The organism is Campylobacter concisus (assembly GCF_003048835.2).
Lineage (GTDB): Bacteria > Campylobacterota > Campylobacteria > Campylobacterales > Campylobacteraceae > Campylobacter_A > Campylobacter_A concisus_D.
On sequence record NZ_CP060705.1, the window covers coordinates 1,249,213 to 1,261,294 of the forward strand.

Sequence of the window (12,082 nt, forward strand, 5' to 3'; positions counted from 1 at the left end):
CAATAAAATTTAAAGGCAAAATTTTGCAACGATACCCGACAAAACAGATAAAAATTCGCGATGTTTTAATAGGCGGTGACGCACCGATCTCCGTGCAGTCGATGACATTTTCAAAGACAAAGGACATAAAAGGCACGCTAGAGCAGATACAAAGGCTATATTTTGCAGGCTGTGACATCGTGCGCTGCGCAGTTTTTGACAAAGAGGACGCCAGCGCGCTAAAGCAGATCGTCGCAAGCTCACCCATCCCAGTCGTTGCAGACATTCATTTTAACCACACCTATGCGCTCATCGTTAGCGAATTTGTCGATGCTATCCGCATAAACCCCGGCAACATCGGCTCAACTAAAAACATAAAAGCAGTCGTTGATGCCTGCAAGCAGCGAAACTTACCCATCCGCATAGGCGTAAATTCTGGCTCGCTTGAAAAGCAGTTTGAAGACCGCTACGGCCGCACGGTGGAGGCTATGGTGGAGAGTGCATTATACAACATCAAGCTTCTTGAGGATTTTGACTTTACGGACATTAAAATTTCGCTCAAATCAAGCGACGTCGAGCGCACTATGCAAGCATATAGAGCGCTTCGTCCAAAGACAAACTACCCATTTCATCTAGGCGTAACGGAGGCTGGCACGGCGTTTCACGCTACCATAAAATCAGCCATCGCACTTGGAGGGTTACTACTTGAGGGCATCGGCGATACGATGAGAGTTAGCATCACAGGCGAGCTTGAAGAGGAGATCAAAGTCGCAAAGGCGATCTTAAAAGATAGTGGCCGCCAAAAAGAGGGGCTAAACATCATCTCATGCCCAACTTGTGGGCGTTTGCAAGCTGATCTCATGGCAGCAGTAAAGCTCGTAGAAGAAAAGACAAAAGGGATAAAAGAGCCGCTAAACGTCTCAGTGATGGGCTGCGTGGTAAATGCGATCGGCGAGGCAAAAGGCGCAGACGTAGCCATAGCATTTGGCAAGGGAAATGGCATGATCATGCGCCACGGCGAAGTGGTCGCAAGGCTGCCTGAGAGCGAGCTTGTGGATAGATTTTTACAAGAGATCGACGACGAGATAAAAAGCAGAGGATAAAGCAGTGGCAAAAGAGAGACTTAACGAGATAGAATTTAGCAACCTTTACGACCTTGATATGGAGCGAGCCATACTAAGCTCGATCATCGCAAATAACGACGCTTTGGGCGAAATTTTTGACACGATAAAGACTGGGGACTTTTACCTAAAAGCTCACGCTCAAATTTACAAAGCGATGGTTGATTGTCTAAACGGTGACGTGCCTATCGCATCGACATTTATCAAAAATAAGCTTGGCGAAAACTACGATGACAACGTCATGGCGAGCATTTTAGCCACAAACTCGATCATCGACATCCAAAGATATGCAAACGAGCTAAAAGAAAAGTCGATAAAACGAAGCCTAGTTAAGATCGCCCACGACATCCCAAGCAAGGTAAATGAAGACAAAGCTAGCCGCGATATGGTCGATGAGCTAAGTCAGGAGTTTTACTCGCTAGTCGATGGCAGCGGCACTGGCAGTATCAGAGATAGCGAAGATATCATAAAAAGCTTGATCGTGCATATGCAAAAGCAAGCTGCCCTAAACGAGCGCGATATCATCGGACTAAACACCGGCTTTAAAAAGCTAAATGAGATGATAAAAGGCTTTAAAAATGGCGACCTCATCATCATCGCAGCGCGCCCTGGCATGGGTAAAACGACGCTTTGTCTAAATTTCATGGGGCACGTTTTAAAAAGTGGCGCAGGCGTCGTCTTTTTCTCACTTGAGATGCCAGCAGAGCAGATCATGATGAGGATGCTAGCTGACAAGACCTCGATCCCACTTCAAGAGATAATGACAGCGAGCCTTGACGATGAGAAGCTTGCTCACTTTAGCCACGCATGCAGCGAATTTTCGCACGCCAAGCTCTTTGTGCATGATAGTGGCTACGTAAATATCCACCAAGTAAGGACACAGCTTCGCAAGCTAAAGTCAGCTCATCCTGAAATTTCACTCTGTGTCATCGACTACATCGGCCTTATGATGAGCACAAATAACTTCGCCGACCGCCACATACAAATAGCTGAAATTTCTCGTGGCTTAAAGCTTCTAGCGCGCGAGCTAGATATGCCTATCATCGCACTTTCGCAGCTAAACCGCGGCCTTGAAGCACGTGCGAACAAGCGACCTATGCTAAGCGATCTAAGAGAGTCAGGCGCGATCGAGCAAGACGCCGACATCATCCTTTTTGTCTATAGGCACGAGGTCTATCTGGAGCAAGAGGAGAACGAGAAAAAGAGCAAGGCAGCAGCCGAGGGCAAACCTTATCAAAGCGAGCATGTTTTTAACAAGCTTCAAGAAAACGCAGAGATCATCGTTGGCAAAAACAGAAACGGCGAAGTGGGATCTATCGACGTGCTCTTTCAAAAGCAATACTCGCGCTTTTGCGATATCGCCACCACACCAGTGCAATCAACTGAATTTAAAGAGTAAATTTGCCAAAAAGCAGGCGTGTATTTTATTTTCTCCTGCTTTGCCTATTTATTTTTTGTATAAATTTATCTATCAAATTTCATGAATACAGCGCATTTATGGAGCTTGGCGAGCAAGATATCACAGGCAAAGTAAGCGTAAATTTCACCAAAGAGAAAAACGGCAAAAAGCGTCAAATCATTAGGATTGACACCTCAAATTTTAGCTTTTACACAACCGCTTCTAAAAAAGATGAGATCGCACTTTATGACATCGTGGTGCTTAGCGTTCAGCCAATAGACGTTAGTTTCAAAAACTATCTTTCTGGCACATTTTATATGCCTAGCTACGATAGAGCCGTTATCAAAAGAGATGAGAGCCTAAGGCAAAGAGCTATAAATTTCATCTCAAGCCAGCACGAAAACGCTAAAATTTCGCAGCTTTTCTCAGCGCTCTTTCTTGGCACAAACGTCTTTGGCGAGCTAAGAGATGACGTCTCAAACTGGGGCGTGGCGCACCTCATCGCCATTAGTGGCTATCACCTTGGCGTTATAAGCGCGGTTTGCTTTTTTCTTTTAAAGCTCATTTTTAAGCCCATCTACACAAGATATATGCCATATCGCTCATATATCTTTGACATCTCTATCGCCGTATTTTTGGTGCTTTGTTTCTATTTTTATATGATCAGCTTTATAGCAAGCTTTTTGCGGGCATTTTTGATGAGCGTGGCTGGCTTTTACATGATCTGTAAAAAGATAAAGATCTTAAATTTCTATACACTTTTTGGCGTTATCTTATTTAGCGTCGCCCTATTTCCACAGCTTCTTTTTAATGTTGGCTTTTATTTTTCATGCCTTGGCGTCTTTTATATCTTCGTCTATCTTTTGTATTTTGCGCCCAAATTTAGCCTGCTCGCGAACTCGCTACTTTTAAATTTATATGTCTTTTTTGCAATGGAGGTTGCGGTGCTTTACTTTTTCCCGTTCATTAGCCTCTTGCAGCTTAGCGTGCTAGCTTTAAACTACATATTTAGCATATTTTATCCGCTAAGCTTTTTACTTCACCTCTTTGGATATGGCGGCATTTTTGATGAAATTTTAAGCAAAATGCTAGCTTTTAGACTAAGCTCAGGCAATCTTCACATAAGCACATTTGTCTTTTTACTTTATAACGCCATCACGCTTTTATGCGTTAAATTTAAGCCAGCAGCACTTTTGCCACCACTCTTTGGCGTGGCATCGTTTTTGATTTTTTTGCTAAATTTTTCGTAGTCAAAATTTATTTAAATTTGCCGATATGCTTTTAAATTTAAAGGCGAGGCGATGCAGATAAACTCAAATTTTATAAATTTAAATAAAAACGGCTCTACAGCTACTGACGACGAAAATTTAAAAAGCAAAAATTTGCCAAAACTAGATAAGAGCGAAATTTTACACGACGCTTCAAATTTAGCTAGCGAGGCAAATAATGAGAGCGAGAGTAGCGCCGATGTCATAAAAAAGCAGTTAGAAAAACTGCAAAAACAGCTAAAAGAGATTGATAGCGCGATAAAACAGGCAAGTGCGAGCAAAAATCCATACGCAAAAGAGCTGGTTGCTTCGCTTCAGAGTAAAAAGGGAGCTATCTTTGCTCAGATAATGCAGCTAAACGCCCAGCTTGTAAAGATGCAAGGCGCTTAGGTAGATCAAATTTAATGCTTTAAAATTCTCTACTTAGCTTAAATAACTCAAATTTGATCTTAAATTTAACCTCACGCGGCCTTTACGCCGTAAAATTTCATGATTTTATTGTGAATTATTAGCGAGATATACATTATCGCAGCTCCTAAAATGAGCCTTGTTAGGTTGGCGTCCTTTTGCCAAAAGAGTAAATTTACGATGATAGCAGCTGGTATGAGGGCGTTATTCATGATGGCAAGCACGCCGCTATCGACCTCGCAAGCCCCCTTGTTCCACATAAAATATCCCAGTCCGCTAGCGACTACGCCAAGCCATAAAAGCACCAAAGTTTGGGTTAGATCTACATGAAATTTAGCTGGATTGCCAAGGGTTATGAGCGCTATGACAGCGACAAAAAACGCTCCAAAGTGAAAGTAGCCAAAGACCTTTTTTTGATCAACTTCAAACTTCTCCAAAAGCGCCTTATAGGCACTCTGTCCTGCTCCAAAGCAGATATTTGCCCCTTGCACCAGCAAAAAGCCCTTTAGCACACCCTCATTTATCGCGCCATACTTGATGATAAGCGCTCCAAAGACAGCCACGCCAACGCTAAAGAGATAAAGTGGTCTAAATTTAAAGCTAAATGCGTCATATATGAGCGTCACATAAAATGGCGTAAAAATAGTAAAAAGTGCGACTTCTGGCACGCTTAGATACAAAAATGAGTTGTAGTAGCAAAGATACATAAGCCCTATTTGCACCGCTCCAATCGCCATTATGCCAAGGGCGAGCTTTGGATTTATCCCGCGGAATTTAGTAAATGGCAAAAAAACTAGGCTTGCAAGCGTCACGCGCACAAAAACGGCTAGGTAGCTATCTACTTTGCCCGCTAAAAACTCGCCTATCAAGCTAAAGCTAAACGCCCATAAAATGGTCACGAAGATCAGTTTATTCATTCTATCACCACCTCATTTATATTTCTTGCGCACTCAAAAAAGTATTCAAGCTTGTTTAGCTCGAGCAGATCGCCATTTAGGATAAAATTTGCCCTGTCGCTAAAATTTTTCTCGCTCACAAATAAAAACTGCTCAAATTTTACCTTGCCGCTAAGATAGCCATTTAGCAGGTCATTAAAGTCGCTATCAAGGTTATCTTGCTTTAGCGAGTCTAAATTTAGCCTAGCACTTAAGCCCTCTATCACACCTCTTAGATCCTTTAGCCTAGCCATTATCCTGTTTTCTTCATCACTTAGATCAAGTGCGGCCTTTTGCTCCTCTATGCGCTTAGTTTGGCTTTGCTTGCTAAGGCTTAGGCTATCTGGCAGCTTCCACTCAAACTCCACTCTAGGCTTGTTCGCATCAGCGTATGCCTCAGCCATCTGCGAAGTCGTCCTCTCGCCTTTTTTAAAGCTGTTATTATTCACACTTTGCGTATCTTTTAAGTAAATTTTTGGAGCAAATTTGCTCTTTTGCTTCTCATTTTCTTGCTCTTTTATATATTTTTCTTGCTCCATCGCCCCAAGCTTAGCGCTTAGATCATCCTTGCTAAAATCAGGCATCACTATCTTTGAGCCAGCATTAAAGCCGATCTCGCCGTTTGAGAGTAAATTTATCCTTGAGTTTAGCTCGGCTAGCTTAAGCCCAAGCTCGTCTAGCTCGGCTCTTTTTTTATTAAGAGTGAAATTTATCGCATCAAACTCACTCTTATCTATCCAGCCATACTCAAACCAAAACTCATTTTCAGCCGCAGCCTTGGCAAAGCTATCTACAAATTTTGTCTCTAAATTTATAAGAGAATTTAGTGCAACAGCGTTAAAATAGACCTTTGCGACCTGAAAAGCAGTGAGATTCATAAGTTCTTCATCTTTGTAAATTTTCTCCACGCCCTTGTGGTCTAAAATTTTATCCGAAGCCTCACTCGCACCGCCGTCAAAGATGAGATACTCGACCTTTGCCGTGATCGATCCAGCCTTTGTCATATACCCGCCCTTTAGCTCGTCAGGCACAAAGGTATATCTGCCATCAAGGGATAAATTTAGCTTGTTGCTCTTATTTTTATTTATATATTCGTTTTTATTAAATTCTTTCAAACTCTCAAGCTTCGCACTTTGCGCCAGAGCGATGATCTCTAGTAAATTTCCAGCCCAAAGAGGCAAAGCAAAGAGCAAAACAGCCAAAATCTTCTTCAAATTCTCTCCCTTTCATAAAATTTTCTTATAAATTTATCAAGATTATAGACCCAAGCAAATAGCACTGGCACAACAAGTAGGCTTAGCAAGGTCGAGCTAATGAGCCCAAAGATGATGCTTATAGCCATAGGCGAGTTGGCTTCAAAGCCAGCGCCTCTGCCAAGCGCAAGAGGCAGCATGGCAAATATCATCGCAAAAGTGGTCATCAAAACAGCCCTTAAGCGCTTTTTAGCAGCCATTTTCACAGCTTCGTTTGCCTCTATGCCGCTATTTGCAAAGTGATTTGCAAAATCAACCACCAAAATGGCATTTTTACCGACCATGCCAAAGAGCAAGATGACGCCAACCATGACAAATAGGCTAAATGGATTGCCGCTTATAAAAAGTCCGATCACCACGCCACAAAAGGCAAGCGGCATGGCTAGCATGATTAGAAATGGCAGTAAAAAGCTCTCATAAAGCGCAGCAAGCACCATGTAAATAAGCACCGCACTAGCGCTCACTGTAAAGATAAAAGAAGCGTTCGTATCGTCCATCAGCTCGATAAAACCAAGAAATTTATACTTGAAATTTGCTGGCAAAATTTCATCAAGCTTCTTTGAAATTTCATTTGCCACGTTATTTAGCGGAGCGTTGTTTTTTGTATTTGCTAGAAATTTGATCTCATCGGCTCTATTAAACCTTGAAATACTAGCTGGCTTTTGCTCAAAACTAATCGTCGCCACATCGCCAAGTGTGACAAAAAAGCCCTCATTGCTTCTTATCTTGGTCTTTAAGATATCATTTGTATCGCTTCTAAATTTATCATCAAGACGCATGTAAAGCTCATACTCTTTGCCATTTTCGTTTTCAAAAACAGAGACCTCATTCTGGCTAAATGCGCTATAAACGGCACTTGCAATGCTGGCTTTATCTAAATTTAGCCTTTTTGCCTTATCTTCATCGATAGAGATTTGCACGCGCTTTAGCAGATCTTCTTCGGGCGAGTTCACGTCTGTTGCGTCATTTATCTCTTTTAGCATCTTGCTGATCTTTGGTACAAATTTCTCTAGATCTTTGCCATTTTCAGATGTGATAGTAAGCTTAACTGGCTGCACATCGCCACCTTCAACAACTGGCAAGTCGGCCACAATGACACTCATATCGTCACTTTTTAGCTTGTCACGAAACCTCTGCATGATGACGTTTTGCCGCTCATGATTAGCTCTATCTTTTAGCTCCTTTAGCCTAACGTAAGCTTTTACAAGATAAGGCTGCTTGGCATCTGTGTAGCCAAGGATGAAGTAGGCGTAAGCTACCTGAGGATCGGCGTTTATGAGTGAAATTTTATCTTTTAGCCTCTCTTTGCTAGCTTGCAGGCTAAGTGATGGGTCAAGCTTAAAGTAGATGTTAAACTCCGAGTTATCCTCGCTTGGCATGAAGTCGCCACCTACAAATTTAGCCAGCCCAAACGAGCAAACAACGACCACAAGCGTTATGGCTAAAAATATGAGCTTAAATTTAAGCGCTAAGGTTAAAAGCTTTTCATAGAAATTTTCAAGCGCTTCAAAAAATGGCTCGCTCTTTATATAAAATTTGCTCTCCTTAGCATCTACAAACCTAGCACTAAGCGTTGGCACAAGAAATATACTCACAAAAAACGAGATGACGATGCCAGCTGCTACGCTCATCGCAAATGAGTTAAAGTATTTACCAACGATACCGCTCATAAAGGCGATAGGCACAAAGACGCAAAGCAGCACGAGCGAGATCGCAAAGACGCTAAATGCTATCTCTTTTATACCTGCAAAGCTTGCCTTTAGGGCATTTGGCTCATCTTTTAGCCGGCTAGCGATGTTTTCAGTGACGACTATCGCATCGTCGATAAAAATTCCAATACCAAGCGTAAGTGCTATAAGGCTTAAGCGGTTGATGTCGTAGCCTAGGGCATTTATGATGAAAAATGTCGCCACGATGCTAGTTGGTATCGCCACGACTGAGATGATGGTGATCGAGAAATTTCTTAAAAACAGATATACGATCACGATGGTTAGCAAGACGCCAAGGATCATATCAAAGGCGGTTTGATCGATGTGCTTTTGTATCACTTCGCTCTTATCGTAGGCTATTTTTACGTCGTATTCGCTGCCAAGCAGGCTTTTAAACTGATCTAGCTTTGACTTAGCTAGAGCGATAACCGTTAGTGCGTTTGCGTCTGGAGCGAGCTCAAGACCAAGCAAGACGCCACTTTTTTTATCCATTATCGCTGCTTCGTTTGCGTCTTTGTAAGCAAGATCAACACTTGCGATATCTTTTAAAAAGACCCCTTGTTTGATCGTTAAATTTCTTATCTCATCTATGCTTTTGGCGCTAAAATTTGACTTGATCGCCATTTGGATCTGCTCATTTTCTATCTTGCCAAGCGGTGCTTTTAAATTTTCAACCTTTATCAAATTTGCCACTTCATTTGCACTAAGGGCGTTTTTATCAAGCTTAAATCTATCTAGCAAAATTTTCACCGCTGGCTCCAAAAAGCCATTTGTCTTGACCTTTGAAACGCCGCTTATGCGCTCTAAAAATGGCTTTGCCACGTCATCGATCTCTTGCATGAGCCTAGTTTCGTTGCCATCAAGCCTTGTGATAAAGAGGCTAAAGACGGCTGAAGAGAGGCCATTTAGCTTTTCTATCTCGTAGTTTGCGCCAAGTCTCGCCTTTTGCATCTTGTCGCGGACATCGTTTGTAGCGCCCTCCAGGTCTTTGTTTAGCTCAAATTCGATAGTAATCACGCTTAGGTTGTCAAAGCTCGTTGAATAAAGCTTTTTTATCCCCTCGATGCTCGAGACCTCGTCCTCGATCTTTTGCGTGATCTTGGTTTTTATATAGTTCATATCGCCGTTTGCGTAGGTCGTGATCTTAACGATTGGGATATTTACTTGCGGGTATAAATTTACATTCATCGTCTTTAGCGAGTAGGTGCCAAAGACAACGAGACTTAAAAATATCATAAGCGTAGTTATGGGGCGGTTTATGGCTGTTTTTATCATTTATTTTCGCCGATTATAACTTTTCCTTGACCAAACATGCCTGGCTTCATCCCCACATCGTATGCTTCGGCGTAAAATTTCCTAGTCTCTCTTTTTATCTCTGGATGAATGAGCGCGATTTTAACCTCTTTTTCTTCACTTGTTGCGTCAAGCTTAAATTTAAACATATCGCCTATTTTTACTAAATTTGCGTATTTTTCATCAATCGCTATTAAAATTTTAGCCTCCTCAGAGTTTAAGACAAAGGCTGGCTGAAGCGGCGAAGCACTCTCGCCAAGCTCGACATTTTTACTAGCTATGACGCCATCAAAAGGAGCTTTTAAAACGGCCTTTTTAAGATGATCATCTGCGTTTAAAATGGCGATCTGGGCACTCTCTACCCTAAGAGCTGCCTCATCAAATTTATACTTTACCTCGTCAAATTCTTGCTTTGAAGTGACATCCTTTACTTGGCTAAATTTATTAAAAGTGCTTTTAGCAAATTCTTTGGCATTTTTGGCAAGCGCTAGGTCGTTTTTTGCCTTTTTTAGAGCGATCTCTAGGCTTGTTTGATCAAGACTAGCTAAAGTATCGCCCTTTTTAACGTGACTTGAGACATCTACAAAAATTTTATCTACCTTACCGCTGCTCTCAAATGCAAGCTTTGAGCTTTGCTTAGCATAGACTTCAAAATCAGCAAAAATCTCCTCCCTTGCAAATGAAAAAATGCAAAATATCATTAAAATTATCAGCTTTTTCAATCCCTAATCCTCTCTAAAATGCTCTCTCCGCTCTCAAAAAAATACTCCGCCTTTTTTATCTCCAGCTCATCTTTCGCCCCTTCAAAAAGGCTAATGGCGTCAAATTTCTGAGAAAGTGCTTCAAGTAGGTCGCTATATCCCAAAAGCCCAGAGTTATACTTCTCAAAGCTTGCTCTAAGTGCTAGATCACTCGCCTTTACATACTCATTTAGCGAGGTGATCTTTGAGTTAAGTGTGGCGATCTCGTTTTGTAAATTTTTAAGTTTTGTCTCGTTTTCACGCCTTTTATACTCTAAATTTAGCCTCGCTTCATCAAGCGCGATCTTGCTAGCTTGGCTCATCTTGCTAGTTGCAAAAAAGTCAAAAATTTTCCACCTAAAGCTAACGCCAAATTTATTGCCGTGCGTATCTTCTTTTAGATATTTATCAAGATATGGGCGATACGCGCTATACTTGCCAAGGTCGATGTCGTAGTTGTTTTTGTAAAATCCATAGGTGTCATAAAGCGAAATTTGAGGCAAAAAGCCAGCTCTTGTCTCGCTAAGCTTAGCTTCGCTTAAAGATATATCTTGACTTAGCCTATCAAGCTCAGCGTTTTTTGAAGCTAAATTTGAGCCAATCTCAGCCATTTTTGCTCCGCTCGTAGGCGCGATTTGCTCGCCTGTTAGCAAATTTATCTCATTTAAAATTTGCTCCATTTTGTTTTTATACTCAAGCTCCACGCTGTTTGCCAAGTGGTATTTTGCCCGCACATTTTCTAGCTCGTCTTTTGCAGCAAGACCGGCTTTATTTGCCTTTTCAAGCTTATCTAAAACACCTTTTAAGAAATTTGCCTGAGCGTTTTTGGCAGCTATTATATTTTCAAGCGCGCAGGCATTAAAGTATAAATTTACAGCCTTAAAGGCAAGGTAATTTTTAGCTTCATCACTTGCGATGGCGGCTTTATTTTTTAAAAGCTGGTTCATCTTTAACCTAGCCTCTCTCGCCCCACCGTCGTATAGTAAAAAATCGATCCTTGCCAGCACGCCAGCTGACTCTTTAGCGACGATGCTTGGGAAGGTGCTTGCGTTTTTGCCGTATGAGCCCTCTAAACTAAGACTTGGCAAATAGGCACTAGTGGTAGCCTCGCTATTTAAATTTGCTCTTTTTAACTCAAGCTCTTTGATCTTTGAAATTTCGTTTTGAGTGGCTTTGTTTGCTATCTCGCTCAAATTTGATCCAAGCAGTGCCAAAGGCAAAAGTGCTAATAAAATTTTTTTCATCAGTGAAAGCTCTTTACTAAATTTCCTATTAGCAAATTCCAGCCATCAACTAGCACGAAGATGAGTAGTTTAAATGGCAGCGAGATCATGACAGGAGGGAGCATCATCATACCCATCGCCATCAAAACGGAGCTTACGACCATGTCTATGACCAAAAACGGCAGGTAAAGCAAAAAGGCTATCTCAAAAGATGTCTTTAGCTCGCTTATCATAAAGGCTGACATAGCGATGCTTAGCGGGATATCCTCAATATTTGCTGGATTTTGCAAATTTCTTATCCTAAAAAATAATGCCAGATCCTTCTCTCTAGTGTTTTTAACCATAAATTCTTTAAACGGCTTTAAGCTCTTATCAAGCATCTCCTCATAGCCTATCTGCTCGGCTATATAAGGCTTTATGCCCTCATCGTAGCTTCTTTGCCCGACTGGCTCCATGATAAAAAATGTAAGCACCATCGCAAGCGAGATGAGCACCATTGAAGGCGGCACTTGCTGCGTACCCATCGCTTGACGCAAAAATGAAAAGACAATGACAAGGCGCAAAAAGCTAGTCATCATAAAGATGAGTGAAGGAGCGAGTGCAAGAGCAGTGAGGATTAGTAAAACATTTAGAGAATTTACAAGCTGCTCAGCATTTTGCGGTGAATTTAGGCTTAAATTTATAGTTGGTAGCGCAGGATCAGCGCCAAAAACTACACAAAACAAAACCGCTAAACTAAGCAGTGCTTTCACGA

At 41.7% G+C, this 12,082-nt stretch carries 10 protein-coding genes; 4 read left to right on the top strand and 6 right to left on the bottom strand.

Annotation, left to right across the window (positions count from 1 at the left end; translation table 11 throughout):
- Positions 1–23 precede the first annotated feature (23 nt).
- Genes ispG through CVT08_RS06275 form a run of 4 tightly spaced genes read left to right on the top strand, consistent with a single transcriptional unit; the run spans position 24 to position 4,157 of the window.
- Positions 24–1,082, top strand: a complete 1,059-nt coding sequence (gene ispG / locus CVT08_RS06260; protein WP_107856156.1) for a flavodoxin-dependent (E)-4-hydroxy-3-methylbut-2-enyl-diphosphate synthase — start codon at positions 24–26, stop codon at positions 1,080–1,082.
- A 4-nt stretch (positions 1,083–1,086) separates the two neighbouring features.
- Positions 1,087–2,499: a replicative DNA helicase gene (locus CVT08_RS06265; RefSeq protein ID WP_107856157.1), complete on the top strand. Its 1,413-nt coding sequence runs from the start codon at positions 1,087–1,089 to the stop codon at positions 2,497–2,499.
- 2 nt (positions 2,500–2,501) lie between these two features.
- A complete protein-coding gene (locus tag CVT08_RS06270; RefSeq protein WP_107856158.1) occupies positions 2,502–3,749 on the top strand; it encodes a ComEC/Rec2 family competence protein in 1,248 nt (415 codons plus the stop codon).
- A gap of 51 nt (positions 3,750–3,800) precedes the next feature.
- Positions 3,801–4,157: a hypothetical protein gene (locus tag CVT08_RS06275; protein WP_107856159.1), complete on the top strand. Its 357-nt coding sequence runs from the start codon at positions 3,801–3,803 to the stop codon at positions 4,155–4,157.
- A 71-nt stretch (positions 4,158–4,228) separates the two neighbouring features.
- Here the strand turns inward: CVT08_RS06275 and CVT08_RS06280 are convergent, their stop codons facing one another.
- From CVT08_RS06280 to fliP, 6 genes are read right to left on the bottom strand one after another with little or no spacing between them, the layout of a single operon-like run.
- On the bottom strand, positions 4,229–5,092 hold the full coding sequence (locus CVT08_RS06280; protein WP_107856160.1) for a DMT family transporter: 864 nt from the start codon (positions 5,090–5,092) through the stop codon (positions 4,229–4,231).
- On the bottom strand, positions 5,089–6,324 hold the full coding sequence (locus tag CVT08_RS06285; RefSeq protein ID WP_107856161.1) for a TolC family protein: 1,236 nt from the start codon (positions 6,322–6,324) through the stop codon (positions 5,089–5,091). The genes CVT08_RS06280 and CVT08_RS06285 overlap by 4 nt, the downstream gene beginning before the upstream one ends.
- Positions 6,321–9,347, bottom strand: coding sequence for an efflux RND transporter permease subunit (locus tag CVT08_RS06290; protein ID WP_107856162.1), 3,027 nt, complete (start codon positions 9,345–9,347; stop codon positions 6,321–6,323). Before CVT08_RS06290 ends, CVT08_RS06285 begins: the two co-directional genes overlap by 4 nt.
- Positions 9,344–10,087 carry an efflux RND transporter periplasmic adaptor subunit gene (locus tag CVT08_RS06295; protein WP_107856163.1) on the bottom strand — a complete coding sequence of 248 codons (744 nt, stop codon included), beginning with the start codon at positions 10,085–10,087 and terminating at the stop codon, positions 9,344–9,346. The genes CVT08_RS06290 and CVT08_RS06295 overlap by 4 nt, the downstream gene beginning before the upstream one ends.
- Complete coding sequence (locus tag CVT08_RS06300; RefSeq protein WP_107856164.1) at positions 10,084–11,349, bottom strand: TolC family protein; 1,266 nt, start codon at positions 11,347–11,349, stop codon at positions 10,084–10,086. The genes CVT08_RS06295 and CVT08_RS06300 overlap by 4 nt, the downstream gene beginning before the upstream one ends.
- Positions 11,349–12,071, bottom strand: coding sequence for a flagellar type III secretion system pore protein FliP (gene fliP, locus CVT08_RS06305; RefSeq protein WP_413784343.1), 723 nt, complete (start codon positions 12,069–12,071; stop codon positions 11,349–11,351). The genes CVT08_RS06300 and fliP overlap by 1 nt, the downstream gene beginning before the upstream one ends.
- Positions 12,072–12,082 lie beyond the last annotated feature (11 nt).